The organism is Pseudomonas sp. 2hn (assembly GCF_019646095.1).
Lineage (GTDB): Bacteria > Pseudomonadota > Gammaproteobacteria > Pseudomonadales > Pseudomonadaceae > Aquipseudomonas > Aquipseudomonas peradeniyensis.
In genome coordinates this window covers 2,961,426-2,988,371 of the sequence record NZ_CP081016.1, presented here as the reverse complement: position 1 = coordinate 2,988,371, position 26,946 = coordinate 2,961,426, and the positions used below count along the sequence as shown (strand labels likewise).

Below are 26,946 nucleotides of genomic sequence, written 5' to 3'. Positions count from 1 at the left end.
GCCGTCTGGAATGCACCACGCTCAGGGAGAGGTACCGTGGACAACGGAACGTTCGCGCTTCGTCAGCAGCTGCACCAGCTGTACCAGGATCATCACGGCTGGTTGTGCGACCTGCTGCGGCGCAAGCTCGGCAACTCGGTGGATGCGGCGGACCTGGCCCACGACATCTACCTGCACCTGATGAACAAGGGCCAGGTGCCCAGCGCCGAGCAATCGCGCTGCTACCTCACGCAGATCGCCAACGGCAAGGTCATCGACCTGTACCGCCGCCGCCAGCGCGAAACCCGCTACCTCGAAGACCATGGCCTGCTGCCCGAGCCACGGGTGCCGTCGGAGGAGGCGCGGGCGCTGGTAGTCGAAGCGTTGGGGGCGATCGACAGCGCCCTGCAGCGGCACTCGCCCAAGGCGCGCCAGGCCCTGTTGCTGTGCCGCCTCGACGGCATGGCCCACCGCGCCATCGCCGACGAGCTGCGGGTTTCGGTGTCCTCGGTGGAAAAGTACATCGCCGCCGGCCTGCGCACTTGCAGGCGCTACCGGCTGGGCGGCGCCTGAGGGCGCGCAGATTTTCTTGCGGGTTTGCCCGCCTCGTGCGGAATACAGGTTGAGAAGGACATGCGGGCAGGGCGCCCCTGGGACGGCCCGGTCCGCGCCTCGTGCTGAAAAGGAGCATTCATGAGTGTTGAACAAGGGGTGGCGGACCCGTCCGCCCGTGGACCGGTCGCCGCGGTGCTTGCGCCGATACGCGGCCGATTGATCGTCGCCGGGTTGCTCGCCGCCCTGGGCGCCATGTTGACCCTGGCGCCGCTGGCGGCCATCGCCGAAGTCGCCCGGCTGGCCCTGGCCGGCGGGCAGGGCCTCGACCAGGCCTGGCCGGTCATCGCCGTGGGGCTGGGCTGCCTGTTCGCCGGCATGGCGCTGATCTCGCTGGGCGACCTGGTCGCGCACCTGGCCGACAACCACATCACCGGCACGCTGCGCCTGGCGATCATCCGCCGCCTGGCGCGGGTGCCGCTGGGCTGGTTCACCAGCCGCGCCTCAGGCGAGGTCAAGCAGGCCATGCAGGACGACATCGGCATCCTGCACAGCCTCACCGCACACTTCTATACTACCCTCGGGCGCAGCGCCGGGGCGGTGCTGGCCTCGATCGTCTACCTGTTCGCCATGGACTGGCGCATGGCGATCGTGTCGATGCTGCCGTTCCCGCTGTTCTTCCTGTTCTTCGCCCGCGCCCACCAGGCCAGCGCCCGCAACATGCAGGCCTTCGGCGCCGGCATGGGGCGGATCAACCAGGCGGTGGTCGAGTTCGTCAACGGCATCCCGGTGGTCAAGGCCTTCGGTGGCCAGCGCAAGGCCCATGGCAGCTACCGCGAGGCGGTGGACGCCTTCGCCGCGGCCTTCACCGACTTCACCCGGCCGCTGGTCAGCGCCATGGCCAATGCCAACGCAATGATCGCCCCGGTGTCGGTGCTCGGCGTGGTGCTGGCGTTCGGCACGCTGTTCGTCGGCCTGGGCTGGATCACCCCGGTGCAGGTGCTGCCGTTCGCCCTGGTGGCGCCGGGCATCTGCGCGCCGCTGCTGTTGCTGGCCTATATCACCCACGACCTGAACAACGCCACTGGCGCCGCCCAGCGCGTGCAGGCGCTGCTGCGCACGCCGGTGCTGGATACCGACAGCCAGGGCGCCGGCAAGCTGCCGACCGATGCGCGGATCGAAGTGCAGGGCCTGGGCTATCACTACGACCCGCGCAATCCGGTACTGAGCGAGGTGTCGTTCACCCTTGAACCCGGCACGGTAACGGCGGTGGTCGGTGCTTCAGGGGCCGGCAAGTCGACCCTGGCGCGCCTGCTGCTGCGCTTCTTCGACCCCAGCGCCGGGCGCATCACCCTGGGCGGCGTCGACCTGCGCCAGATCGACAGCGCCCAGCTGTATCGACGCATCGGCTTCGTCCTGCAGGACGTGCGGCTGATCCATGCCAGTGTGCGCGAAAACATCGCCCTGGGCCGGCCTTCGGCGAGCCAGGAGCAGATCGAGGCGGCGGCGCGGATCGCCAATATTCACGAGCGCATCCTTGCCCAACCACGCGGCTACGACGCGGTGATCGGCGAAGACGTGCAGTTCTCCGGCGGCGAGCTGCAACGGCTGAGCATCGCCCGCGCCGTGCTGCTCGACCCGCCGGTGCTGGTGCTCGACGAAGCCACCGCGGCGGCCGACGCCGAGAACGAAGTCAAGCTGCAGCAGGCACTGTCGCGCTTCGCCCAGGGCCGCACGCTGTTGGTGATCGCTCACCGCCTGGACACGGTGATGCACGCAGACCAGATCTTGGTGCTGGACCAAGGCACGGTCGCCGAACGCGGCAATCACGACGCACTGCTGGCCCGGCGCGGCCTGTACGCCCGCTTGTGGGCTGCCGGGGGTTATGCCAAGGCGCGGGCGACCGCGCAGGTGGAGGAGCACTGATCATGTTGGGGATATTCGTTCGACTGCTCGGCGCCGATGCCGTGTTCCTGCGCCGCTACATCCGTCTGGCGCTGGTGTATGGCGTGCTGTGCGGGCTGACCATCGTCACCCTGGTGCCGATCCTGCGCCACCTGCTGGGCAACCAGCTGGAGGCCGCCGGTCAGTGGCTGGCCCTGCTGGCCCTGGGCGTGGTGGTGTGCTGGTACCTGCGCCGGCGGGTGGAGAAGGCCGGTATCGCCGTCGGCATCGCGGTGCTGCGCGGTGGCCGTCAGCGCCTGGGCGAGCATGTCGGCACGCTGCCGGTGGGCTGGTTCAGCGCCGCCAACACCGCGCGCCTGAGCCACGTCACCACCCAGGGCATGATGGAGATCGCCCAACTACCGGCCCATGTGTTCACGCCGCTGTTCACCGGGGTGGTGACGCCGCTGGTGATCCTCGTCGCGCTGATGCTGGTCGACCTGCGCCTGGGCCTGGTGGCCCTGGTCAGCCTGCCGCTGCTGGCCCTGGTGATGTTGGCGACCATGCGCCTGGGCCAGCGCGCCGACCAGCGCTACCAGCGTGACACCGCGCAGACCAGCCAGCGCATGGTCGAGTTCGCCCAGGCGCAGTCGGTGCTGCGCGCCTTCAATGGCGAGCAGGGCGGGACGCGCTTCCTGGAGCAGGCCGTGGCCCAGCAACAGCAGGCGGCGCGCAAGCTGATCCAGCTTTCGGCGCTGTCGTCGGTGCTCAATGTCTGGGCGGTGCAGGCCAGCTTCGCCGCCTTGCTGGTGACCGCCACGCTGTGGCTCGGCGAGCAGGCCGGTGCCGCCTTCGACAGTGCGGCGGTGATCGCCACCCTGGTCGCGCTGGTGCTGGCGACCCGCTTCATCGACCCGTTGCTGGATGTGGCCGGCTACAGCGAGGTGCTGCGCGGCACCCGTGGCCAGTTGCAGGCGGTGGCCGAGCTGCTGGCCGTCGAGCCGCTGCCCGAACCCAACGCGCCGCAGGCGCCGGCCGATGGTTCGGTGCAGCTGGAGCAGGTCGGTTTCCGCTACGGCGATGATCAACCTGAAGTACTGCGCGAGGTCAGCCTGGATATCGCGCCCGGCAGCATGACCGCGCTGGTCGGCGCGTCAGGGTCGGGCAAGACCACCCTGGTGCGCCTGATCGCCCGCTTCTTCGATGTCACCCAGGGCCGGGTCAAGGTCGGCGGTGCGGATGTGCGGCAGATGTCCGCCGAACAGCTGGCCGGGCAGATCAGCCAGATCTTCCAGGACGCCTACCTGTTCCAGGGCAGCATCGCCGACAACATCCGCCTCGGCAAACCCGATGCCAGCGAGGCCGAGGTGCTCGAGGCGGCGCGGCTGGCCGGGGTGCAGGAGATCCTCGAACGCCTGCCCGAAGGCTTGCACACGCCGGTGGGCGAGGGCGGTGCACGGCTGTCCGGCGGCGAACGCCAGCGCATCTCGATCGCCCGGGCGCTGATCAAGGACGCGCCGATCCTGCTGATCGACGAGGCCACCGCGGCGCTGGACGCCGAGAACCAGGCGGCCATCGCCGAGGCGCTGGCACGGCTGCGCGGCAAGCGCACGCTGATCGTCATCGCCCACCAACTGTCGACGGTGGCCATGGCCGACCAGATCGTGGTGCTGGACCAAGGGCGTATCCGCGAGCAGGGCGCCCATGCCCAGTTGGCCGCCGAGGGTGGGCTGTACGCGCACTTCCTCGAGCAGCGCCGGGCCGCCAAGGGCTGGCGCATCGGCGAGGCGGCGGGTGATGGAGTGACCGCTTGACTCGGGTGCTGCTGCCAACACTGTTGTTGCTGCTGTGTGGCGTTTCACTGATGGTCGGGGCCAGCCAGATTTCCTGGTCGGCCTTGCTGTCGGCTTCCGACGATGCCTGGCTGACCCTCACCGCCAGCCGCCTGCCACGCCTGGCGGCGCTGGTGCTGACCGGTGTCGGCCTGTCGATCTGCGGGGTGATCCTGCAGCAGATCGTGCGCAACCGCTTCGTCGAGCCGGCCACCTGCGGCGGGCTCGACGCGGCCAAGCTGGGCATCCTGGTGGCCCTGACCGTGCTGCCCGGGGCCGGCGCCAGCGGGCGCATGCTGTTCGCCCTGGTGTTCTGCCTGCTGGCGAGCCTGGTGTATGTGGCGATCATTCGCCGCATCCGCTTCACCAACCTGGTGCTGGTGCCGGTGATCGGCCTGATGTACGGCAGCCTGCTCAGCGCCATCGCCGAATTCTACGCCTACCGCCACAATATCCTGCAGAGCATGCAGGGCTGGCTGCTGGGCGACTTCTCGCGGGTGATCGAGGGCAACTACGAGATCATCTACCTGATCCTGCCGATCGTCGTGCTCACTTACCTGTACGCCCAGCGTTTCACCGTGCTCGGCATGGGCGAGGGCATGGCCACCAGCCTCGGGCTCAACTATGCGGCCACCGCCATCCTCGGCCTGGTGCTGGTGGCGGTGACCGTGTCGGCCACGGTGATCACCGTGGGCGCGATCCCCTTCGTCGGCCTGGTGGTGCCGAACCTGGTGGCGCTGCGCTACGGCGAGAACCTCAAGCGCACCCTGCCCATCGTCGCCATGTGCGGCGCGGCGCTGCTGCTGGCCTGCGACATCCTCGGCCGGCTGCTGATCCATCCCTATGAGGTACCCATTGGCCTGACCGCCGGCAGTGTCGGCGGCGTGCTGTTCCTGTTGCTGATCCTGTGGAAGTGCAAATGATGCGCCGCGCCGCCTGGTTGTTGCTGCCGGCCCTGGCGCTGGCGTTCCTGTTGCTGGGCTCGGGCCTGGACTTCAGCTACGTGATCCCCAAGCGCCTGGTGCGCCTGGGCGCGATCGTCGTGGCAGGGGTGTGCATCGCCTTGTCCTCGGTGATCTTCCAGACCCTGGCCGGCAACCGCGTGCTGACCCCGGCGATCATGGGCTACGAAGGCATCTACCTGCTGTTCCAGGCCCTGCTGGTGCTGTGGCTGGGCACCGCCAGCGTGGCGCTGCTGGGCGCCCAGGGCAACGCGCTGCTGTCGATCGCGCTGATGCTCGGCTACTCGTGGCTGCTGCAGCGCTGGCTGCTGCGCGAGGGGCGGGGTGATGTCTACCGCCTATTGCTGCTGGGCCTGGTGCTGACCATGGTGCTGGGCACCTTCACCCAGTTCATCCAGCTCAAGACCAGCCCGGGGGAGTTCTCCATCCTGCAGAGCCTGGGCTACACCAGCTTCAACCGCGCCCAGCCGACCCAGGTGCTGTACTCGGGCCTGCTGGTGGCGGCGGTTGCGCTGCTGGTGGCGCGCGGCACGCGGGTGCTCGACGTGCTGGCGCTGGGGCGCGACCAGGCCATCGCCCTGGGCCTGGACCATGGCCGCTGCCTGCGCCTGCAGATGGCGCTGATCGCCGTGCTGGTGGCGGTGTCCACCAGCCTGGTGGGGCCGACCGCGTTCATGGGCGTGTTCGTCGCCAACATCGCCTACGCCCTGGCGCGCAGCGCCCGGCACCAGGTCACCCTGCCACTGGCCTGCGCCGTGGCCATCGGCATGTTCCTGCTCGCCCAGTTGCTGGTCGAGCACCTGTTCAACTACCGGACCAGCGTCAGCATCCTCGTCAACCTGGTGTGCGGCGCGTATTTCCTCGCGCTGATGGTCCGCACCCGAGGCACCCCATGATCACCCTCGAACACCTGCACAAGGCCTACGGCGACAAGACCGTGCTCGACGACGTGAGCCTGGCGTTTCCCGCAGGCCAGGTCACCTCGCTGATCGGCCCCAACGGCGCCGGCAAGAGCACCTTGCTGATGTGCATCGCCCGGCTGCTACCGGCCAGCCGCGGGCGGATCCTGCTCGACGGCCAGGACATCGGCCGCATCGCCATCGCCGATTACGCCCGCCGCGTGGCCACCCTGCGCCAGGTGCTGGACTTCAACCTGCGCCTGACTGTCGAGGAACTGGTCGCCTTCGGCCGCTTCCCGTACAGCCGCGGCCTGCTGACCGCCGACGACCAGCAGGTGATCGACGAGTCGCTGGATTTCCTCGGGCTGCAGCCTCTGCGCGGGGCTTACCTCGACGAGCTCAGCGGCGGCCAGCGGCAAATGGCCTTCCTGGCCATGACCATCGCCCAGCGCACCGATCTGCTGCTGCTCGACGAGCCGCTGAACAACCTCGACATGAAGCACGCGGTGCAGATCATGCAGGCGATCCGCAGGCTCTGCGACGAGCAGGGGCGCACGGTGATCCTGGTGGTACACGACATCAACTTCGCCGCCAACTATTCCGACCACATCGTCGCCATGAAGGGCGGCGCCGTGCACAGCCACGGGCCGGTCGCCGAGGTGGTCACCCAGGCCAACCTGCGCGCGCTGTTCGGCCTGGCCTTCGAGATCCTGCCCAGCGCGCACGGTTTCGTCTGCAACTACTTCAACCCATCACTATCGAGAGAGCTGGTATGAACGGAATCTGCAAGATACTGCTGGCCGCCGCCGTGGCGGCCGCGCTGCCCGGCTGCGACCAGGCCCCGCCGGCCCAGGCGCGCGCCGCCAGCGCCGACTACGCCCCGGTGAAGGTCGAGCACGCCCTGGGCACCACGCTGGTCGAACACCAGCCGCAGCGCGTGGTGGCCTTCGACATGAGCGAGCTGGACACCCTCGACCAGCTCGGCGCGCCGGTGGTCGGCATCGCCAAGGACTACGTGGCGGGCTTCCTGGTCAAGTACCGCGACGACCCCAAGGTGGCCGATGTCGGCACCACCATCCAGCCCAACCTCGAGCGCCTGCATGCGCTCAAGCCCGACCTGATCCTGATCTCGCCGCTGCAGGCGCAGAGCTACCAGGAACTGAGCCAGATCGCGCCGACGGTGCACTACGACATCGACATGGACAACCGCCAGGGCAACGTCATCGAGACCGCCAAGCAGCACCTGTTGACCGTCGGGCGGATCCTCGGCAAGGAAGAGCGGGCCCGGGAAACCGCCGCGCGCATCGACGCCAAGGTGGCCCAGGTGCGTCAGGTGACCGACGGGCGCCCGGAGAAGGCGCTGGTGGTGCTGCACAACAACGGCGCGTTCACCGCCTACGGCGTGCGCTCGCGCTACGGTTTCATCTTCGACACCCTCGGGGTCAAGCCGGCCAGTGACGACATGCAGGCCGGATTGCACGGGCAGCCGATTTCCAACGAGTTCATTCACCAGGCCGACCCGGACATCCTCTACGTGATCGACCGCACCGCGGTGATGGAGCGCCGGGCCGCGCTGGACCGCGAGACCCTGGACAACCCGCTGCTTCGCCAGACCAAGGCGTGGAAGAACGGCCATGTGGTGTTCGTCGACCCGCAGACCTGGTACCTGTGCACGGCCAGCGTGACCTGTCTGGAGCGGGTGGCGGACGAGGTGGTGAAGGGGTATCAGGGCTAAGTCTGTCATTTGCCCCCCTGTAGGAGCGGCCTTGTGCCGCGAAAGGGCCGCAAAGCGGCCCCGGCGATCTTTATGTCAACGCTAAAACCCTGGGGCTGCCATGCAGCCCTTTCGCGGCACAAGGCCGCTCCTACACGGATAGTGGCCAAATGACTGTAATTTCTGTTGAGGGATTCGCCGACTCGTACGGAATGACTAATGAGAAACATTACCATTGCGTCCCGAAAGGAATCCCTCATGTCTCCACTGCAACATCCCCAGGCCCCGAACCTGCCTCGCAGGGCCTTGCGCATGGCCGTGCTGCTGGGCATGGCCGCCATCGCCGGCAACGCCTTCGCGCAACCGCCACGCCCCACTTCCTCGGCGCAGCAACAGACCCCCGATGTGAAGGAAGAGGGCCTGACCCTGCCGGAAACCCTGGTACAGGACACCCGCGACGCCCTCGGCGCTCCGCCAGCGGAATATGCCGGTGGCCAGGTCGGCTCGGGCAGCCGGCTCGGGCTGATGGGCAACAAGGACTTCAGCGAAACACCGTTCAACGCCATCAGCTACACCAAGGAATACATCGAGAACCGCCAGGCCCAGGACATCGGCTCGGTGATCGGCGCCACCGATCCGTCGGTCTATGTGCCGAGCAAGCGCGGCATCTTCGAGACCTTCTTCATCCGAGGCCTCTACAGCACCGGCAACGACATCACCTTCAATGGCCTGCCGAGCATGGCGCCGAACATGCGCGGCTCCACCGAGCTTGCCGAGCGCATCGAAGTGCTCAAGGGCCCATCGGCGCTGCTCAACGGCATGCCGCCTGACGGCAGCGTCGGCGGCAGCATCAACATCGTGCCCAAGCGTGCCGGCGACGAGCCCCTGGCCCGGCTGACCGCCTCGTACGAGTCCGATGGCCTGGCCGGCATGCATGCCGATATCGGCCGCCGCTTCGGTGACCAGAAGCAGTTCGGCGTGCGCTTCAACGGCGTCTACCGCGACGGCGACACCCCCGTGGACGACCAGCAGCACCGCATGCAGCTGTCGTCGCTGGCCCTGGACTGGCGCGGCGAGCGGGCGAGGGCGTCGCTGGACTACTACCACCAGCGCGAGCGCATGGACGGGGTCAACTATTTCGGCATCTCTTCGATCAGCCCTGGGGTGACTCACCTGCCCAAGGCCAAGAAGGGCGATCATTCGCTGGCCCCGGAGTGGGCCTATACCGTCAACGACACCGACACCGTGGTGCTGCGCGGCGAGTACGACCTCAACGACTCGCTCACCGCATTCGCCGGCTGGGGCCACAGGGAAGGGGGCTACAACGCCCTGATGACCAGCGGCATGCTGCTCAACGATGCCGGCGACATCTCCGCCACGCCGATCCGCTCGGCCCGCGACGGCGAGCAGAAGTCCGGTGAAGTCGGTCTGCGCGGGCGTTTCGCCACCGGTCCCGTGGACCACGCCTGGTCGCTGGCGGCCACCCGCTACGACTCCGAGAACAGCTTCAAGGACAAGCGCCTACCGACGCGCATCCTCACCAACTACTACGATCTGGACTACGGCCCGCGCCCGGAGATCGGCGCATACGGCAATGTCACCTCGCGCATGCGCGCCCGGCTGAGCAGCGAAGCCTTGCTCGATACTCTGTCATTCCTCGATGACAAGGTGCAGTGGACCGTCGGTGCACGCCACCAGAACGTGCGGGCGTCGAACTACGACGGTAACCACCAGCGCACCTCCAAGGCCTACGATGAAAGCCGGGTATCGCCGGCCACGGCCCTGCTGGTCAAGGTCACCGACGAGCTGTCGCTGTACGGCAACTACATCGAAGGCCTGAGCCAGGGCGGCATCGCCCCGGACAACGCGCGAAACGCGGGTGCGATCATGGCGCCGTACCAGACCAAGCAGTACGAACTGGGCGCCAAGCTCGACCTGGGCACCTTCGCGCACACGGTCAGTGTCTACCAGGTGAAGAAGCCAAGCGCCTACACCGACCCGGTCACGCAGATCTACGGCGTGTACGGCGAGCAGCGCAACCGTGGCCTGGAATGGTCGTTCTTCGGCGAGCTCGAGCCGGGGCTGCGCCTGCTGGGCGGTGCGTCCTACACCAAGGCCGAGCTGACGAAATCGATCCGCAAGGCAAACGAGGGCAACCAGGCCACCGGCGTGCCCAAGGTGCTGGCCAAGCTCGGCGTTGAGTACGACCTGCGTGAGCTTCCCGGCCTGACCCTGACCGGCAACGCCAACTATGCCGGGCGGCGCTACGCCACCGATGCCAACAACCTGTCGCTGCCGTCCTACACCATCTTCGACCTGGGTGCCCGCTACAGCCTGAAGATCTCGGACAAGCCGGTGACCTTGCGCGCCACCGTGCAGAACGTGGCCAACAAGGCCTACTGGATCGGTTCGTGGAATGGCGGCGATGGCAGTGGCCTGTCCGGTGGGCTGGGGACGCCGCGGTCGTTGTTGTTCTCTACCTCGGTGGACTTCTAGGCAAACCCGCGCTGGCTGCGTGGGAGGGGCGGTGCGACTTGCACCGCAATCACCACGCAGCCGGTGCCAGGCTCTGCAGCCCCTTGACGCAGGATAACTATTCACTATGATTAATTTTCAATCGAACCGCTGAAAGACTGCTCAGATCACCGTAAAAGGTGCTCATCCCCAGCAGGCTCGCTTTCAGCCAAGCAAGTGAGGAGCGCCCATCATGGCGACCACCATCAAAACCCGCTCTGTCACGGCTCACGTACCGGTGCAACTCGCCGAGAAAGTCGATTTGCTGGCCGAACGCCTGGAGCGCTCGAAGAACTGGATCGTCAAGCAGGCCCTGATTGCCTGGATAGACCAGGAAGAGGAGCGCAGTCGGCTGACTCGCGAGGCCTTGGCCGATGTTGATGCCAACCGTGTGATCGACCATCAGGCCGTTCAGGCCTGGGCCGATAGCCTCGGCACGGACACGCCATTACCTGTACCCCGCTGATGGACTTGAAGTGGACCAGCAAGGCGCTCTCTGATATTGCCCGACTGTATGAGTTTCTTGCGGCGGTCAATAAACCGGCTGCCGTGAGAACCGTCCAGCAGCTCACCGGCGCTGCCTCCATGCTCTTGGCCAATCCGCGTATCGGTGAACGCCTGGAAGAGTTCGAACCACGGGATGTGCGCCGGATCCAGATCGGCCACTATGAGATGCGTTACGAGATAGCGGACTCCACGCTCTTCCTGCTGCGGCTCTGGCACACCCGTGAGGATCGGTAGCCCTACGCACCCTGTGGGAGCGGGTTTACCCGCGAAGCAAGCAACGCGGTGGATGGCACCGGCTTCGCCGGTGTTTGCGGCTGAAGCCGCTCCCACAGGTCCATACTAAATCAACAAGTTATGTGTTGAACCAAGAGCAGGCAGCCCCCTCACACCCTAAACCGCGACACACTCGCCTGCATGCCCTGGGCAATCTCGCCCAGGCGCTGCGCCGCCGACGCCAGTTGCCGCGTGGTGTCGGTACTGTCCCGCGACATGCGGGCAATCAGCTCGACCTGCTGCGCCACCTCCTGGCTGGCCTTCGTCTGCTCGCCGATGGTCTGCGAGATCTCCTCGACCACTGAAGCCGCGCGCCGCGCCCCTTCACGAATCTGCTGGATCGACGCGCCAGCCTGGGTGGCCAGTTCCACCCCGGCGCGTACCCGGGTGACGCCGGTCTGCATGCTGTCCACGGCATTGCCGGTGCTGTGGCGGATGCGCTCGATCATGTCGGCGATTTCCCGGGTCGACTGCGCCGTGCGCCCGGCCAGGCCGCGCACCTCGTCGGCCACCACGGCGAAGCCGCGCCCGGCGTCGCCGGCGCGGGCCGCCTCAATGGCCGCGTTAAGGGCCAGCAGGTTGGTCTGCTCGGCGATGGTGTTGATCACCTGGATGATCGAGTAGATCTCCTCGGAACTCTGGCCCAGCACGGTGATGGTTTCGGAGGAGCGGTTGACCGCCTCGTCGATCCCCTGCATGCCGCCGACCACGCTGAGGATGACCTCGCCGCCGTCGCTGGCCAGGCGCTCGGACTGGCCGGAGATGGACTGCGCATCCCGGGCGTGCTCGGCGATCTGCGCCAGGTTGGCGATCATCTGCTCGGTGGCCGAGGCCATGCTCACGGCGCTGTCGGACTGCTGGCTGGTGCGTTCCACCAGGCTGCTGGAGGCCTGGCCCAGTTCGTCGGCCACCTCGCGCAGCAGCAGGTTTTCCTCGTGGATGGCCTTGATCATGTTGCCCAGGCTGTCGCGCATGTCGGCCAGCGAGCGCAGCAGGTGCCCGGTCTCGTCGCGGTCATGGACCTTGATCTGGGTGGTGAGGTCGCCTTGGGCGATGCGTTCGGCCACCGCCATGGTCTGGCTCAGGGGACGCAGGATCGAGCGCAGCAACAGGAAAGTGCACAGCGCCAGGACCAGGGTGGCCAGGATCATCCCGCCGACCAGCACGGCGATGCCCTGGTGCAGGGTGGCGGTGCTCTGCTCGCGGCTCTTGTCGGCATTGCCGGCGATCAGGTCGCTGAGGGTGCTGTTGCGCTGCTCCAGCTCCTTGAACGCCGCGACGAAGGCCGGCAACTGCGTCTGGGCCTGCTCGGGGGATTTCAATGCCAGCTGGATGATCGAGGTGGCGCTGGCGATGTACTGCTCCAGCAACGGCCCCAGATCGCTGATGGCCTGGTGCAGATCAGCGTCCAGGGGTAGTTCGAGATTGCTTTGCACGACACTGCGGAACCACTTGGCGTGCTCGTCGAGGTCGGCCAGCACCTGGTTGGCGGTGTCCGTATCGCCCGGCTTGACCAGCAGGGCGGCCAGCACATCGGCGCGCAGCGCGTCGTGCATCATGTCGCCTTCCATATGATTGCGCAGGGCGGCCATGCTGGCCTCGCTGCGCTTGAGTGCCTGGTTCTGGTCATGCTCGGCGAGCAGGCCGCTGCCGCCGAGCAACAGGGCGGCGAGGATGCTGACAAGACCGAACCCGATGGTTTTCTGGCGAATGTCCATTTTCGAACAGGCTCCGTGGGGTAGGTCTGCTGAGCATAGATGGCTGGAGGTATTTCGCTGGTTGGGAAAGGGCCATGGAGGAGGGTAGAGCGTAGGGTCATGACGCTGTTCCAAGAACTCATATATAACTCAACTAAATATTCATTTAGTTGAGTTATAATTATTGGTTATTGATGGTCGGGCATGGCACACAGACGTGTTGCAGGAGCCTGCCGATCATGTGAAGTTTGCCACCAGTTCACATACCCTGAAAAAACCATCAAAGGAATGAGATATATCCATGCGTGGACTCACCGTAATACCGTTGTTGTTTGCCCCCATGATCGCCTGGGGCGACTGCACGCAGCACCTGCAAACCTGGGCCCAGAACCTGCATCCAACCTTGAAGCTCGCCAGCGAGTTTGCGGTATGCAAGGTCAATCCCGCAGACGCCAATCAGGTATTGGCAGCCTTGCCCGTGATGATGAATGTCGATGAGTACGGGCAAGGCGATTACGGTCTGGAGGTACTGGTGGCCGAAGCCGCCAGCGGCAAGATCATTGCTCGCAGTTACCAGGAGGCTGCGATAGTCTCCGACGCGGTGCAGTTTTCAGGCCTGACGTTGGACACGGCGCGGTATCAGGTTGCGCCTGGGCAGCGGGCATTTGGCGTGCGTATTAGCCATACCGGCTCGTCACGGGTCAATCCGTTCAGTAGCGAGACCCTGAGTCTTTACGTGAACGACGGCTCGCAATTGCGCCAGATCATGGGAGGCCTGGTTGTAAGCAAGGGCAACGGTGAATGGGATGGTTCCTGCGCTGGTGAGTTCGGCGAGACAAAGCGGACTCTGGCGATTGGCAAACCTGGCAAGGATGGTTTCAGCAGGTTGCGGGTTACCGAGATCACGACCGGAAGTCAGAGCGTTGTGAAAGGTGTTGATGACTGTGAGGAGATCGAGAGCAGTTCGACGACGAAGACGTTCAATCTGGATTATGACGGCAGTCGGTATGAGGTGCCGAAGGAATTGACGTTCCAGTGAGCTGGATGGGGCTTTGATGGAGGCTGGAATCTGGCCTCCCTCTGGGCGTGAGGCTCAATACGAACATACGCATAATGTATATTATGTTAAATGACGTATTATGGGAGGTGACCTCCTGAGTCGATCACCTGTGTTCCAGATCACGCTCGAGCCGCCGGCGCAATCTCCACAACTGCGCAGCGCCCCTTCGTTCGCACCTTCTGCACTAATCGCGCTCTGTTGACGAACACATCGATCTGACAACTGCCTGAGTGCTGCACATCTTCCCAGTATTCCGTGTGCACAAGCTGCCCGTTCTGTGGTCCCGTGTAAGTGCCCGCGGCTTCACGCGTGACATAGCTGCTGTCACGCACATACCTGAGCACCACCAGATCTTCTTCCGGCACCACCATGATCTGCCTTGGCACCCCGAAGAAATCGATCAGCTCGCCCACCGGACGATCTTTCCAGGCACTGCTGGCTTCCAGCGATGAGCAGCCACTGAGCAATGTGGCCAACAGGCCCAATGCGAACAATCGGTTCATAAGGTCTTCTCCCTGAAGGCCGCTTTACTTGGCAGACATCTGTGCGAACCCTTCGTCGATCTTCTGCATGATCGCCGCCTTGGCGGCCTCGCGGTTCAATATTTCGAACAGCTGCGGCCCTGCCTTGGCTATTTGCGATGCAGGCATTACCCCCAGGCGCTCCATTTTCCGGGCCTGGCGGTCGGTCGGCTTGCACAGGAAGTCGCGGCTTTGCGCCAACCAGGTGTCAGGTTTGCTCTGCCATTGATTGGAATACTTCGCGTTTCGCAGCTCATTGAAAACGCTTCGAAAATCCTGTGCACCCGTGATGCGCACGCGGTTCTTCGCACAGTCGATTTCGACATCGTAGGCAGTGAATGTGGGTTTGCCAGGCTCTTCGTAGAACTGGTAGACGCCCAATGATTTCGCGCCACCTGGGCGATTGAAGATGTTATTGGGGTCGCCGTCCGCGACAAACACCTGGTTCTTGCCTAAGCCGCCTTGGTAGTGGACTACCCAAAAGTCGCCCATCTGCACATCGCTCGCCTGGGCAGCGAAGACATTAAACAGTAAGGCGACAGGCAGGAGCTGCTTCTTGAAAGCGGTCATGGGGGCCAGTCCTTTGCCTATTCTTCGAGGCGATAGTTTCTCGCCTGAACATAAGGCAAAGGGCTATCTAGTACATCCGTCCTATACACAGCTGATAACGCATGCGTGCGGTGTGGGAGCCGGCTTGCCGGCGATGGCCGCAAAGCGGCCCCGGGTCTAACAGACTGACACCAACCAAAGCGGCCACCGCATTCCTACTCAACCCTCCGGCCAACCATCAACCCATGATTCACATCCTGAGCCAACGCCTTGGCCATGCCACTGAGGTAATGCACCGCCGTCAGCAACGTCGGCAAATGATCCGTCTCCGCCATGGCGAGATCACTGATCTTGTGCACTGCACACATCAGCACGGTTGCCTGCTCAACTGCATGGTCCATCGAATGGCCGGCCACAACACGGAACAGCGGGTCTTGGCCGCCCTCCTCTCCGGCCTCGCCAAAATGCCCGACGCCAGTGGTTGCCAGCTTGCTGATGCGCGGGGTTTGCAATTCCTTATCCATACCATTCCTCCTGCGGCCCCGCGAACGGCGCGGGGCCTGATCGGTGAACATCAAGTGCGAGCCCAGGCTCGCCAGGTCAATGTCGGGATTGCACGCGACTCAGCGCTACCTCCACCAGGGTGCGGGCGCTGTCGATTTCGTGCATGGCGGCGAGGGTCAGGACTTGGCCTGGCGGTTTGGCGTGCAGCAGGACAGTCTGCTGGCTGACGGTCAGGGCGCAGACGAGGTATTCAGAGATCTGGACCAGGAGGTCTTCGAGGGTGTGGGTGGTGTATTTGTCGTGTAGCGGTGGGTCAGGAACGATCTTTAGCATGGTTACACTCCTTCATCGGGATTGAACCGCCAAGATCCTGCTGTCAAACAGAATGGTGGCAGCGGTACGTGGGTTGACAGACCGAGGATGAAGGAACCCGGCGCACACGAGGTGCCCCACGTACAGCCGCCATAAGCGACAACGTGCAATCCTTCTATCAGCTACGGCCTGTCAAAGCCGTGTCGCGGGTTTGGTAGCGACTTGGCGAGACTAGATGGCTGATAGGGCTGCTGCAATGGGCTGTAAGGCGGTGGAAGTATGTTTCGGAAACGGACTACAGAGAAGAGGGAAAATCCGATTCAGAGCCCATGTGAAGACTCAGTCCAGCCCTTTTTGACCATACACATTCCAAGTTGCGCATTCCCTGACCAACGACTCGCCCAGAAAATCGAGCATGCCCATGCCTTCGGGATGCACAACAGAGAACCAACGCCAGGCATAGGCCCGACGTTGGTAAGAGCACATAATCGTCATTATGAGACTGTATATAAATACAGTAACATTCAGTATTTGGATATATACTACCAGCACTCATCGCCGTAGCGGCCAAATGACATCATATTGATCGTAGACGTCCTCTCTCACCACCTAGAGTTACCAACGCTGCCTTGGCCAATACCCGTTGCCATCAACCTGAGCCTGCAAAACGTACCTTCCCTGGCACGTGATGGCATTGTAAGATCAGCGCTGAAGAGGCAGGTACCTCCTCTCGTTCATTCGAGGGCGGCTCTGATAATTAACAGCTTCTGCTGTTGGGCTTATACCCACCGATCCCCTCGGGGATGTTCAAAGATGACTCAAACCCGCTTGCCTCTTCTCCCAAATTCAATGGAGAAGTATCTGTGAAGGACAGTGTCTGGTTCACCTACAAAGCTCGTATTCAGGCCCATAATCGCCTGGAGTGGCTAGACTTTCACTCACAGATGCTTCTGGTCTGGTACGCAATTCTCAGCACCGTTCTGGGTGTCCTGGCTATCCGCTATGAACACATCCTCGGCCCTGACACCGACGTACTGGCCACCGTACTTTCTGTTGCGCTCCTCGGCGTATCGCTTGCCGTTACAAACCGGGATTTCCGGGTACGGGCCATGGCCATGCGCAAAAACTACCTCCAGCTGCAGGGGCTGTACCGTGAGCTTGCCCCGAACACCGAACCTACTCTCACTCAGACGCAGCAGTATGATGAGTTGCTCGCGGAGTCAGAGAATCACAGAGAGATCGATGATCGAATCGCCCGGGTATTTTCGACGGGCTTGACCAGTCGAACCCCTACTGCGTTCGAGAGCTGCTACGCTATTTCCTGGCTCGGTGCGCGCCTAGTTATTACCGTCGCCCTGTACGCCCTTCCCCTTGCAGCAGCCGCATACGCCTGGGTAGGGAAATGAGTGCCGCCCGTAGCTTCAAGAAATATTTTGCCCGCAAACAACTACTTGGCATTTACACGGATAAGATCAAGAAATCCGGTGCTATTGGGCTTGATCGCACTCGCCCGTCCAAGCTCGATTCTAGGCTGACTGATGAGCTTGAACTGATCGTCAAAAAGGTTAAGCAGGGGAAATATCGATTCACTGCCTACAAGGAAAAGCTGATTCTCAAGGGAGCGACTTCGCTTCCCCGACAGATCTCGATTCCGACTGCGCGGGATCGAATCGTGTTGCGCGCCTTGTGTGAATGCCTCGTGGAAGTTTACCCGACGGCCAAGCTTTCATTGCCTCAGGTTGTTATTGAAGATCTGAAAACTGCGCTCGCATCCCGTGCTTATGCCGAGTATGCCAAGATCGACCTGAAGAGCTTCTACCCCTCGATCCCCCACACCCTGATCGATACCGCTATTCGAAAGAAGATTCGCAAGCCTGAGCTCAAGCACCTGATAACTTCGGCAATCACCACGCCGACTGTGTCTGTATCAAGAGGCAGAAAGGACACGCCCAACTTGACCATCGGAGTGCCCCAAGGCCTTGCCATTTCAAACCTGCTCGCGGAGATCGCACTGCAGGAGATCGACTTGGCGTTCAGTGGCAGGCCAGGGATCTGGTACAAGCGCTACGTGGACGACATTCTGCTCCTGACACCAGCCGGGCATTCCGAACCAGTGGCCAAAGAGCTGATCACTGAACTGCAAAGGATGGAGCTGCACCCACACGATTTCGGCCCGGACTCGAAATCGAAGTACGCCCCCCTGACCGACCCGTTCAGTTTCTTGGGTTACCAGATCGAAGGTGGCCATGTCATCATCCGGCGAGAAAGCATCCTCCGTTTCGAATCCTCCATCGCCAATATCTTCACGGCATACCGGCACAAGGTCGCAACCGCTAAGTCGCCCAAGGATATGGAGCGCGCCCGCGCGTATTGCGAATGGAAGGTGAATCTGCGGATCACCGGATGCTTCTTCGAAGGGAAACGACGAGGCTGGGCATCCTACTTTTCCCAGATCACATCGACTGCCCAGTTACGGTCGGTCAATCACACGATACGCAATTTGACCAAACGCTCCTCGCTGGAAGGAAGAATCAAGCTCAAGTCCCTGATCAAGACCTTCTACGAGCTCAAGCGCGGAAGAGCCGGCAATCACGCCTACATTCCAAACCTGGATGATCACAGCATCGCGGATAAACGGAAGGTGTTAGCGCTTTGGATAGGTGATGACGTTGCCACTCTTCGCGATGATCAGGTGGAACGGCTGTTTGCGATCAAGGTGAGCAAGGCCGTGCGGGAGCTTGAAGAGGATATTGCCCAGCGCTCTTGATAGGCCTCATACCCAATCTGTGCATTATGCCCTCGCAAGGGCACCACACGTTTGGGAAAGTGACTTGTCCGTATGCTTACCACCTGAAGATAGGCAGGAGCTGAGTTGCGGCAACTCGAAGCACCTAATTGAAGGAAGACTACCTTGATCGAGTTCAACACCTGGGTTGTTCTTTTGACGTACTTCGGAGAGTAAACATGAACGTAGCCTATTTCCTTCGCCAACGCATGGCGTTCATCAGCAACTATTTTGATGTCGCTAGCGCACCGTTTCTGGAAACCATGCGCAAGATTGAGGAGGAAGAAGCACCCTACGTACCGCCGGAGTTCGATCCGGATACCATGGATACGTCACCTGCTTTCCTGGACGAATGGCTCCAGACGCAGGCAGGAGCCGAAATCGTTGGGCAGACTAGCGTGTCGATGCTTTCCGAGGCGTTAAAAGCATACTTCGTCACGATTGAGCGGCTGGCGGGGCTGGACTGTCAAGCATCCTACGGGGCGAAGTCGTTCAAAAACGGCTTCATTCAAGGATATCGAACTTGCTTTGCCGCGCAGGGGGTCAATTGGAACTCATGCCCCGCAGATTTCAAAATACTCGAGCAGGTCGTGCTGGCTCGCAATGCCAGCCAGCACTCCGCCGGCCTCATATCCCCTAATGCCAAGCACTCCAAGGACACACTGAGTAAGCACCCCAATCCCTTGTTCATCAGTGAGTATGAGAACGACCTGCTAGAGCGCCACGGCCGGAGCTGGCTTATGGAACCGAACGTCCACGTCACCCGCGCGAGCCTGAATGCAGCCCTTTCTGAAGTGGAGAAGCTTGCGCGCTGGTATGACGAAGACTGAATGGCCTTAGGCTGGAACGACCATTCAGCCGTACGAGTTGACCAGATCGGCTGTGATTCTAACTTCGGCCTGTGTCGTCTCTCCCGTCACCGTCACGAGTAGCATATGGTCAACACAGCAGAAACCTCTGGTTTGGTAGTCCCAATATAGTCTCCTCGAAGCGTAACTTCGTTTAGCTTTGCATGGCTGCCCACGAACTAGCGTTGGGCACCCACTCCGGCGATGCAAATGTGACGGCAGATTGCTATCTTCTCTATTGGGGCTAATGACTCAAAAGGAGTGCGTCTTGAAAAAGGACTTGCTAGTCACCTGCTTGGCTCTTTCGCTTGCGGGGTGTGGAGAGGATGGTGAGGTGTATAAGAAGCAAGCCGAAAGCCTCCGCTCGGACATCAAATCCCTGCAGGCAGAGGTTACCGCTGCCAAAGACAGGATCGCGCAGCTTGAGCAGGAAAATACGATGCTCAAAGAGACTCCGCCCGTATTGCTGGCTCAGGTAAGAAAGGCCTCCGAAAGTGGTGACGAAGCGGCAACTAGAGCCGCCTTGGCGTCGTTGACTTCCCGCTACCCTGACTCCGCTGAAGCAGTAATCGGAGACGGCTTCCTGCAGAAGATGGTCAAGGAGCGTGAGGCTAAAGAACAAGAGGCGCGTCGACTTGCGGCGCTCGGGATGAAAGCGATCTCGGTCAAAGGCTCATTCACAGCGGACGACAGCTCTGTATCACTCCAATCTGCTCAGATAACCGACCAATGGAGCTTCAACGATTACGGTGATCAGTATGAGTACCGATCTGCCGAGCGTGGCTCCAGGTACATCACTGCAAAGGTCACGTACTCATCCAAGAGCAAAGACCCTCGGCTGGCGCCTTTGGTCGTTTACGCATCAAACGGTGGCGAGCTCAAACGACTCGGCGTCATGGGTTTCGAATTCGTCAGCTGGAGCAGCTATGCAACGTTTCTGGGTAATTACCACGACGACGCGAATGACTTCGCTCACAAGGCGAGTATCAGATTCTCTATGGGGCTCCAAGTCCCCAATGAGGCGATTACCAAGCCGTTGTACATCGTTGCCTCATCTTCAGGTTGCGCGGATCGTAGCTCGGATCGATTTGGTAACCCACCTGTGAGCTACTCGACCTACAGCTGCGACCAAGCTGCCCCCGATGTACTCCGTGCCAGCGACTTTAAAGAAGGCCGGTTCGGCATTGTAAAGCGCATAGACTGAATCCGAGACAGGACTCTCAATCATGAAGAAGGCTCTAATCGTTGCGGGCATGGCCTTGCTGTGTTTGGTCATATACACCCAGATTACGATATTCGCCGTACCGCCAATTGGAGCGGTGCCCGAAGGCAGAACAGTCATCATGCTCCGCCTCAACAAGACGAATTTCATTGATAGTGCTGATGCCATGTGCGTTCGAATCCAAGGTTACGTAAGTCTGCTTTGCAGGGGGACAGCCATGGCAGCAGTAGTGAATGCTACTACCATCATTGCGCGCTTGCCGTATTCGGAAACCATTTACAAGATCAGCACTGGTGGTGAGACCTACGAACGATAGCTCAAGGAGATGTTGGGGTCAGGCAATGTCAGGTTCTCATGCAGGCCAAGAACAGGCATTACCTTTGCAGCCAGGCCGCTCTCCAGGCTGGCGCCAGCCAGAGCGGCCAGCGCATTCCTACTCAACCCTCCGGTCAACCATCAACCCATGATTCACATCCTGGGCCAGCGCCTTGGCCATGCCACTGAGGTAATGCACCGCCGTCAGCAGCGTAGGCAGATGATCCGTCTCCGCCATCGCCAGATCGCTGATCTTGTGTACCGCACACATCAGCACAGTCGCCTGCTCAACTGCATGTTCCATCGAGTGGCCCGCTACAACACGGAACAGCGGGTCTTGACCGCCCTCCTCTCCAGCCTCGCCGAAATGCCCGACGCCGGTGGTGGCGAGCTTCCTGATGCGCGGGGTTTGCAACTCCTTATCCATACCATTCCTCCTGCGGCCCCGTGAACGGCGCGGGGCCTGATCGGTGAACATCAAGTTCGAGCCCAGGCTCCCCAGGTCAATGCCGGGACTGCACTCGACTCAGCGCCACTTCCACCAGGGTGCGGGCGCTGTCGATTTCGTGCATGGCGGCGAGGGTCAGGACTTGGCCTGGCGGTTTGGCGTGGAGCAGGACAGTCTGCTGGCTGACGGTCAGAGCACAGACGAGGTATTCGGAGATCTGGACCAGGAGGTCTTCGAGGGTGTGGGTGGTGTATTTGTCGTGTAGCGGTGGATCGGGGACGATCTTTAACATGATAAAGCTCCGATATCTGACTGGAGCTACCACATCTCTGCTGTCAAACAAATGGGTGGCAGCGGTACGTGGGTTGACAGACCGAGGATATCGGAACTCGGCGCACCGAAGTGCCCCACGCACAGCCGCCATAGAGCGTTGCGCATGATCCGTATATCAGAGGACGGTCTGTCAAAACCGTGTCGTCGATTTTTGCGGCGACTTGGCGAGACTAGATGGCTGATTGGGCTGCTGCAATGGGCTGTAAGGCGCTGGGAGTATGTTTCGGAAATGGACTACAGAGAAGAGGGAATGTCCGATTCGGAGCACATATAAAGACTCAGTCCAACCCATTTCGGCCATGCGCGGGCCGCTGGTTTTTCAGTGCCCCGTTATTTGCCTGTCCGGCAAAGGCATAGACCGATAAAATACGTTATCGAACTAATTGACCCTGGACGGCCCGCATGACATTTCGCGTCGAAATTGTTCACGATACGACCTACATCTGCCCCACCGGTCACACCACCCCCGACCACCCCACCGACCTTGATGACCGCACTTGGACCTGCCGTACCTGCCAGCTATCGGTGCATGTCGACATGGACGACCACAAAGGCCACACCTACACAGTCGAGCGGGTGCCCGCCCGGGAGATCCGCCGTGGCGATTTCATCGTCTACCGAACCAGGGCCGGCCTCGAGTGCAACCAAGTCACCGGCTCGAATAAGTACCAGGGCAAGGGTCAGATGTGGTACCTGGCCGTGGCGCGGTTCGGTTATGACATGATCTCTCCTACGCAGTACGTCAGCCGGATTCCCGGATGACCGCTACCCTGCCCACCACTGTTGACCAGGAACCGGCCATGGCCCTGTTTGACCCCCTGCGCGACTTCTATCAGCGCCGCCAAGCCGCCCAGCTCGATAGGCAGGCCAGCGGCCTGCAGCTGGTGACCGAACGTCATGAGGCCGTGCCCGGTAATTTCTTTTACCCGGGGCCGACCATCACCGCCGTGCTCGTCTTCCAGGGCCAACCCGCTGGCCACGTCCGATATGGCCAGAGCCCCCTCGCGGACCGCCTCTATGTCTGCCACATCCAGATCAACCCTGCGCAGCGCCTGCAAGGCCTCGGCCAAGCCGCGCTGTGGCGATTGTGCTGCCAGTACCAGGTGCCGCTGACACCCTTGCAGGAAGTCGGTACCGCGTTCGGGTTCTGGAGCACGGTACGCCAGCGCTTCGCCGCTGCCGGCGTCGAGGTGACCCCTGATATCCGCACCGCCGAGCAGGACACCGAGCAACGGCGCTGGCAGCATTTGGTGCCCGAACCTGAGCACAAACGCCAGATCCGCGCGCTGATGGCCTCGCCGGAGTGGCCGGTGATCAAGGCGCGCTTGGAAGCGGAGTACGGCCCATGCCAGGAGAACTGATTACCCTGGACGCCGGCGGCGGCGGAGTGGTTCGCCAATATCGACAACCCGCGCGCCCGTCACGCCTACCGCGACAACCTTGATGACTTATGCGCCTTTGGCCGACGCAGCGCCGCGGCTGGGCCAAGGCCACTGGCATCGCGGTCGACGGCCTGGGCGTGCATGGGGTGCGCGCCACGGCGGCGACCACCGCGCTCGAGCACAGGGCCGATATCGCCAAGGTCCAGGCCTGGCTGGGTCACGTCAATATCAGCACGACCCGCCTGTACGATCGGCGGGGTGAACGTACGGAAGTCCGCCCGCCTACAAGGTCCAATATTGACGCGTGGCGGCGGGCTCAGCCTCACTCAGCCTGCGGCAGATAGTCACTGCGCTCCAGCCCCAAGCGCCGGTCGATTTCTTCGGAATTACCTTCGGCCAACAGCATGTCGTGGGCAAACTGGCGGGTCATGACCTTGTAACGCTCCCACAAGTACCGCTGCTTTGGGTTCAGTTCATTGATGCCCGGATCCATCAACGACAGGGCGTCTTCCAGCTCCTCGAAGGCCATCGCACACCAGGCTGTGGACATCTTGCGGGGGAATATCACAGTGGGTAGTAAGGCGGATTGTGCAGCGTCGGTCATGGATCGATCCTCGGGTTAACAGAAGTTGGGGCCACGCCATCACCAGTATGACCCGCCAGCACACTTGATATCCACGGCACATGCTCCGCTCAGTGCTTGAGGTCTACCAAGTTGGACAATTTCCTGTGCTTTAAGGCATTCACCGCAGCCAATACCGTGCGCAGCTACTGCCAGCGCTGTGTGCCCTACTGTGCATTGCCAGTCTAAGGTCAATCTTCTGCCTCGGGCGCCCGAAATGCTTTGCTGTAGTAGCCGGACGAGTCGAAACAGCAAACCTGCTTCTTGCCAGTCGCAAGCATATCGCAGGCATCACCTATTCGTTTTTCACGCGTCTTGAGTTGCTTCGCTGAAGTAATCCAGTGAATCCAGTCCACCCGCGCAAGGGTCGTCGTACTGTTCCAAACCTTTTGAGCCTCAGGTGTGCTTGCCAGGGCTTTCTCGAAATCCGCTGGGATATCAGGCTCGGGCTCCTTCTGCACAGGGACGAGTTCGAGGGTAACGATATCTCCAACAGCCACACCCGCCGCGTCGAGTAAATCGCTACTGACCTTCAGCCAATGGCTCAGCTGACCATCAGGTTCCAGGGTTGCCCGGAAAGGATGCCCATTGATCGTGCCGTCAACGGACGTCCTTCCCCGCCGCGGAAGCCGTTCACTCGCGTCCCTTGGAAGAACTGCAAACGCCCACGACCTGTCGTCACCGGGCTTTAACGGACGAAGAAGCTTGGCTTCGAATCGGGACCTCGCATCGTCTGTTGTCATTGCAAGTTCTCCCACCGAGCGCCTAGTTAACCATCACCTCGTCCAGCGCCTGCTCAAGGGTGCTGACCGTACGCTCGATATTGTGCAGCTTTTCAAGCCCGAACAGGCCGATGCGGAAGGTCTGGAAGTCGGCCGGCTCGTCGCATTGCAACGGCACGCCGGCAGCAATCTGCAGGCCGTGGCTGACAAACTTCTTACCACTCTTGATATCGGCATCATCGGTGTAGATCACCACCACTCCTGGTGCCTGAAAGCCTGCCGCAGCCACGCTCTTGATACCTTTGCGGGTCATCATTGCGCGCACCCGGTCACCCAGGGCCTGTTGTTCGTCGCAGACCTTGTCGAAACCGTAGGCCTGTGTCTCTTTCATCACTTCGTTGAACCGCGCGAGGGCATCGCTGGGCATGGTCGCATGGTAGGCGTGGCCGCCCTGCTCATAGGCCTGCATGATCTGAAGCCACTTCTTCAAGTCGCAGGCGAAGCTGGTGCTTTGCGTTGATTCGATGCGCTCCAGGGCCAAAGCACTCAGCATCACCAGGGCGCAGCAAGGTGAGGCACTCCAGCCTTTCTGCGGTGCGCTGATCAGCAGGTCGACCGCGCATTTATGCATATCAACCCAGATCGCGCCTGAGGCGATGCAGTCCAGCACGAACAGGCCACCCACCGCATGCACGGCGTCGCCCACGGCCCGCAGGTACTCATCAGGCAGGATGATCCCTGATGAGGTTTCAACGTGGGGGGCGAAGACAATCTGCGGTTTCTGCGACGCAATGGCCACCAACACTTCGTCCAGAGGGGCCGGGGCGTAGGCAGCCTGGCGCCCCGCTTCGACCGGCCGGGCTTTCAGCACCGTTGTCGCCGCCGGGATGTTGCCCATCTCGAGGATCTGGCTCCAGCGATAACTGAACCAGCCGTTGCGTATCACCAGGCATTGCTGGCCGGTGGCAAACTGCCGAGCTACCGCTTCCATGCCGAACGTGCCACTGCCCGGAACTACCGCAACCGCCTGGGCGTTGTAGACCTGTTTCAGAGTGGTTGAGATGTTCTTCATCACACCTTGGAACGACTGGGACATGTGGTTGAGCGAGCGATCCGTGTAGACCACCGAATACTCGACCAGCCCTTCGGGATCGATACCGGGATAGATCTTCGACATGGTGCGGTTCCTTTGGCAGAGAGGTCCATGGCATCGACCCTGCCCTAAGCTATTGCAAATGACAAGATGCATCGGGCACACCGCATCGTCAGCCTGGCCCTCTGCCTGACTCAAATCAGGGAAACGCCCACTGGTTGAAGTCCCAACAGCTTCCCCTGCATGAACATCAGAGATGTCTACTTCCTTGCCCTACACGCAAAACTCCTTGTCCCACCCACCACTTTTTCCCATCCCCACCGCCACCCAGAATCCGCCCCTGACATCACTTCCCGTTCAGGAGCCCAAGAATTGCGCCATTTCAAACCCCTACTACTCAGCCTAGCCCTGGCCACCACAGCCCAATCCACCCTGGCCGCCACCTGGCAATCCTCCCCCTACGGCCCCAACGACGAAATCGGTGCCGCCAACCTCCTCACTCCCGAGGTGGTCAAGCAAGCCATCACCCTGGTCAAGACCGGCAAGACCTACCCCCTCGCCGTCCCCGTCGGCAAGGACCTGCCCGCCTTCCGCCACCGCAGCTTCCACCTCTACAACATTCAGCCCGGCGAACAGGCCGGCCAGACCCTGGGCAAGAACAAGTTCAGCTTCAACGACGAGCTGGTCAACGGCTGGACCGGCGTCGGCACCCAGCTCAACGGTATCGGCCATATCGGCATCGACAACGTCTACTACAACGGCAACAAGGCCGCCGACTTCGTCACCGTCGAGGGTGTGACCAAGCTCGGCGTGGAAAAAGTGCCGCCGATGGTCACCCGCGGCGTGGTGCTGGACATGACCGCGCACTACGGCAAGGCCATCGTGCCGGGCGGTACGTCGTTCACCGTCAACGACATCAAGGCGGTGCTAAAGCGGCAAGGCATCACCCTGCGCAAGGGCGACGTGGTGCTGTTCAACACCGGCTGGCTGGAGCTGATTGGCAAGGACAATGCGCAGTTCCTCGCCACCGAGCCAGGCATCGACTTGCCGGCGGCCGAGTGGCTGGCCGACCAGGGCATCGTCGCCTTCGGCGGCGACACCTGGGCCTCGGAGGTCTACCCGAACCCTACCGGTGAGGAGTTCCCGGTCAACCAGTTCATGCTGGCCAAGCGCGGCATCTACAACCTGGAGCTGATCGACACCCGCGCCCTGGTGCGCGACAAGGCCTTCGAGTTCCTGTTCGTGCTGGGCCAGCCGCTGTACAAGGGTTCGACCCAGGTCAACATCAACCCGGTGGCGATCCACTGATCATCAGGCCTTGAGTACCCTGCCCGCTGCTTGCAGCGGGCATTTGCGTTGATGCAGGCTAGCCAACGGAGGGCTGCGCTAGTAAAACTCAGGGCTGTCCCCTGGAGGT

Annotated in this window: 29 protein-coding genes and 1 pseudogene; 20 read left to right on the top strand and 10 right to left on the bottom strand. The window is 62.0% G+C overall.

What is annotated here, in order from left to right:
• Positions 1 to 36: 36 nt before the first annotated feature.
• The 10 genes from K2O50_RS13445 (at position 37) to K2O50_RS13400 (ending at position 11,077) form a co-directional block, all read left to right on the top strand.
• Positions 37 to 552 (top strand): sigma-70 family RNA polymerase sigma factor, encoded by a 516-nt coding sequence (locus K2O50_RS13445; RefSeq protein ID WP_050705765.1) that lies wholly within the window; start codon positions 37 to 39, stop codon positions 550 to 552.
• 120 nt (positions 553 to 672) lie between these two features.
• Positions 673 to 2,457 (top strand): ABC transporter ATP-binding protein, encoded by a 1,785-nt coding sequence (locus tag K2O50_RS13440; RefSeq protein ID WP_050705766.1) that lies wholly within the window; start codon positions 673 to 675, stop codon positions 2,455 to 2,457.
• 2 nt (positions 2,458 to 2,459) lie between these two features.
• Positions 2,460 to 4,229 carry an ABC transporter ATP-binding protein gene (locus K2O50_RS13435; RefSeq protein ID WP_050705767.1) on the top strand — a complete coding sequence of 590 codons (1,770 nt, stop codon included), beginning with the start codon at positions 2,460 to 2,462 and terminating at the stop codon, positions 4,227 to 4,229.
• Positions 4,230 to 4,279: 50 nt separating this feature from the next.
• Positions 4,280 to 5,170: an ABC transporter permease gene (locus K2O50_RS13430; RefSeq protein WP_256205996.1), complete on the top strand. Its 891-nt coding sequence runs from the start codon at positions 4,280 to 4,282 to the stop codon at positions 5,168 to 5,170.
• The gene (locus tag K2O50_RS13425) at positions 5,170 to 6,105 is read left to right on the top strand and encodes an iron chelate uptake ABC transporter family permease subunit (protein WP_050705788.1); all 936 of its coding nucleotides are present in this window, start codon (positions 5,170 to 5,172) and stop codon (positions 6,103 to 6,105) included. Before K2O50_RS13430 ends, K2O50_RS13425 begins: the two co-directional genes overlap by 1 nt.
• Entirely contained in the window at positions 6,102 to 6,884 is a 783-nt protein-coding gene (locus tag K2O50_RS13420; RefSeq protein WP_050705769.1) for an ABC transporter ATP-binding protein, read from the top strand. Before K2O50_RS13425 ends, K2O50_RS13420 begins: the two co-directional genes overlap by 4 nt.
• Positions 6,881 to 7,843: a siderophore ABC transporter substrate-binding protein gene (locus K2O50_RS13415; protein WP_050705770.1), complete on the top strand. Its 963-nt coding sequence runs from the start codon at positions 6,881 to 6,883 to the stop codon at positions 7,841 to 7,843. The genes K2O50_RS13420 and K2O50_RS13415 overlap by 4 nt, the downstream gene beginning before the upstream one ends.
• Before the next feature lie 237 nt (positions 7,844 to 8,080).
• Positions 8,081 to 10,318, top strand: coding sequence for a TonB-dependent siderophore receptor (locus K2O50_RS13410; RefSeq protein ID WP_050705771.1), 2,238 nt, complete (start codon positions 8,081 to 8,083; stop codon positions 10,316 to 10,318).
• Between the two features lie 211 nt (positions 10,319 to 10,529).
• Positions 10,530 to 10,802, top strand: a complete 273-nt coding sequence (locus tag K2O50_RS13405; RefSeq protein WP_050705772.1) for a CopG family ribbon-helix-helix protein — start codon at positions 10,530 to 10,532, stop codon at positions 10,800 to 10,802.
• Complete coding sequence (locus tag K2O50_RS13400; RefSeq protein ID WP_050705773.1) at positions 10,802 to 11,077, top strand: type II toxin-antitoxin system RelE/ParE family toxin; 276 nt, start codon at positions 10,802 to 10,804, stop codon at positions 11,075 to 11,077. The genes K2O50_RS13405 and K2O50_RS13400 overlap by 1 nt, the downstream gene beginning before the upstream one ends.
• Before the next feature lie 149 nt (positions 11,078 to 11,226).
• Here K2O50_RS13400 and K2O50_RS13395 read toward each other — a convergent pair whose 3' ends face one another.
• Positions 11,227 to 12,834, bottom strand: a complete 1,608-nt coding sequence (locus K2O50_RS13395; RefSeq protein ID WP_050705774.1) for a methyl-accepting chemotaxis protein — start codon at positions 12,832 to 12,834, stop codon at positions 11,227 to 11,229.
• Between the two features lie 280 nt (positions 12,835 to 13,114).
• On the opposite strand from K2O50_RS13395, the gene K2O50_RS13390 reads away from it, so the two are divergent.
• The gene (locus tag K2O50_RS13390) at positions 13,115 to 13,852 is read left to right on the top strand and encodes a hypothetical protein (RefSeq protein ID WP_050705775.1); all 738 of its coding nucleotides are present in this window, start codon (positions 13,115 to 13,117) and stop codon (positions 13,850 to 13,852) included.
• 140 nt (positions 13,853 to 13,992) lie between these two features.
• On the opposite strand, the gene K2O50_RS13385 is transcribed toward K2O50_RS13390, so the two are convergent.
• From K2O50_RS13385 to K2O50_RS13370, 4 genes are all read right to left on the bottom strand, one after another.
• Positions 13,993 to 14,376, bottom strand: a complete 384-nt coding sequence (locus tag K2O50_RS13385) for a hypothetical protein (RefSeq protein WP_050705776.1) — start codon at positions 14,374 to 14,376, stop codon at positions 13,993 to 13,995.
• A 24-nt stretch (positions 14,377 to 14,400) separates the two neighbouring features.
• The gene (locus K2O50_RS13380; RefSeq protein WP_050705777.1) at positions 14,401 to 14,964 is read right to left on the bottom strand and encodes a hypothetical protein; all 564 of its coding nucleotides are present in this window, start codon (positions 14,962 to 14,964) and stop codon (positions 14,401 to 14,403) included.
• 194 nt (positions 14,965 to 15,158) lie between these two features.
• Entirely contained in the window at positions 15,159 to 15,467 is a 309-nt protein-coding gene (locus K2O50_RS13375) for a DUF3077 domain-containing protein (RefSeq protein ID WP_050705778.1), read from the bottom strand.
• Positions 15,468 to 15,543: 76 nt separating this feature from the next.
• Complete coding sequence (locus K2O50_RS13370; RefSeq protein ID WP_028688843.1) at positions 15,544 to 15,780, bottom strand: hypothetical protein; 237 nt, start codon at positions 15,778 to 15,780, stop codon at positions 15,544 to 15,546.
• Positions 15,781 to 16,562: 782 nt separating this feature from the next.
• Here K2O50_RS13370 and K2O50_RS13365 point away from each other — a divergent pair.
• From K2O50_RS13365 to K2O50_RS13345, 5 genes are all read left to right on the top strand, one after another.
• Complete coding sequence (locus K2O50_RS13365) at positions 16,563 to 17,165, top strand: SLATT domain-containing protein (protein WP_256205994.1); 603 nt, start codon at positions 16,563 to 16,565, stop codon at positions 17,163 to 17,165.
• Complete coding sequence (locus K2O50_RS13360) at positions 17,162 to 18,526, top strand: RNA-directed DNA polymerase (RefSeq protein ID WP_050705780.1); 1,365 nt, start codon at positions 17,162 to 17,164, stop codon at positions 18,524 to 18,526. The genes K2O50_RS13365 and K2O50_RS13360 overlap by 4 nt, the downstream gene beginning before the upstream one ends.
• Positions 18,527 to 18,723: 197 nt before the next feature.
• On the top strand, positions 18,724 to 19,374 hold the full coding sequence (locus tag K2O50_RS13355) for a hypothetical protein (RefSeq protein WP_050705781.1): 651 nt from the start codon (positions 18,724 to 18,726) through the stop codon (positions 19,372 to 19,374).
• A 286-nt stretch (positions 19,375 to 19,660) separates the two neighbouring features.
• Positions 19,661 to 20,596 carry a hypothetical protein gene (locus tag K2O50_RS13350; protein WP_050705782.1) on the top strand — a complete coding sequence of 312 codons (936 nt, stop codon included), beginning with the start codon at positions 19,661 to 19,663 and terminating at the stop codon, positions 20,594 to 20,596.
• 22 nt (positions 20,597 to 20,618) lie between these two features.
• A complete protein-coding gene (locus K2O50_RS13345) occupies positions 20,619 to 20,930 on the top strand; it encodes a hypothetical protein (protein ID WP_050705783.1) in 312 nt (103 codons plus the stop codon).
• A 117-nt stretch (positions 20,931 to 21,047) separates the two neighbouring features.
• Here the strand turns inward: K2O50_RS13345 and K2O50_RS13340 are convergent, their stop codons facing one another.
• Positions 21,048 to 21,356, bottom strand: coding sequence for a DUF3077 domain-containing protein (locus K2O50_RS13340; RefSeq protein WP_050705784.1), 309 nt, complete (start codon positions 21,354 to 21,356; stop codon positions 21,048 to 21,050).
• 76 nt (positions 21,357 to 21,432) lie between these two features.
• On the bottom strand, positions 21,433 to 21,669 hold the full coding sequence (locus tag K2O50_RS13335) for a hypothetical protein (protein ID WP_028688843.1): 237 nt from the start codon (positions 21,667 to 21,669) through the stop codon (positions 21,433 to 21,435).
• A gap of 443 nt (positions 21,670 to 22,112) precedes the next feature.
• On the opposite strand from K2O50_RS13335, the gene K2O50_RS13330 reads away from it, so the two are divergent.
• From K2O50_RS13330 to K2O50_RS13320, 3 genes and pseudogenes are all read left to right on the top strand, one after another.
• Complete coding sequence (locus tag K2O50_RS13330) at positions 22,113 to 22,472, top strand: hypothetical protein (RefSeq protein ID WP_050705571.1); 360 nt, start codon at positions 22,113 to 22,115, stop codon at positions 22,470 to 22,472.
• 38 nt (positions 22,473 to 22,510) lie between these two features.
• Complete coding sequence (locus K2O50_RS13325) at positions 22,511 to 23,071, top strand: hypothetical protein (protein ID WP_050705570.1); 561 nt, start codon at positions 22,511 to 22,513, stop codon at positions 23,069 to 23,071.
• A gap of 119 nt (positions 23,072 to 23,190) precedes the next feature.
• Positions 23,191 to 23,393, top strand: a pseudogene (locus K2O50_RS13320) (tyrosine-type recombinase/integrase); the annotation flags it as partial.
• A gap of 21 nt (positions 23,394 to 23,414) precedes the next feature.
• Here the strand turns inward: K2O50_RS13320 and K2O50_RS13315 are convergent.
• From K2O50_RS13315 to K2O50_RS13305, 3 genes are all read right to left on the bottom strand, one after another.
• On the bottom strand, positions 23,415 to 23,696 hold the full coding sequence (locus tag K2O50_RS13315) for a hypothetical protein (protein WP_052896486.1): 282 nt from the start codon (positions 23,694 to 23,696) through the stop codon (positions 23,415 to 23,417).
• Between the two features lie 209 nt (positions 23,697 to 23,905).
• Positions 23,906 to 24,457 carry a YdeI/OmpD-associated family protein gene (locus K2O50_RS13310; RefSeq protein WP_050705567.1) on the bottom strand — a complete coding sequence of 184 codons (552 nt, stop codon included), beginning with the start codon at positions 24,455 to 24,457 and terminating at the stop codon, positions 23,906 to 23,908.
• A 22-nt stretch (positions 24,458 to 24,479) separates the two neighbouring features.
• Positions 24,480 to 25,613 carry an aminotransferase class V-fold PLP-dependent enzyme gene (locus K2O50_RS13305; protein ID WP_220689808.1) on the bottom strand — a complete coding sequence of 378 codons (1,134 nt, stop codon included), beginning with the start codon at positions 25,611 to 25,613 and terminating at the stop codon, positions 24,480 to 24,482.
• A 288-nt stretch (positions 25,614 to 25,901) separates the two neighbouring features.
• Between K2O50_RS13305 and K2O50_RS13300 the strand changes: the two genes are divergently transcribed.
• Positions 25,902 to 26,837: a cyclase family protein gene (locus K2O50_RS13300; RefSeq protein ID WP_050705565.1), complete on the top strand. Its 936-nt coding sequence runs from the start codon at positions 25,902 to 25,904 to the stop codon at positions 26,835 to 26,837.
• The last annotated feature ends 109 nt before the right edge of the window (positions 26,838 to 26,946 follow it).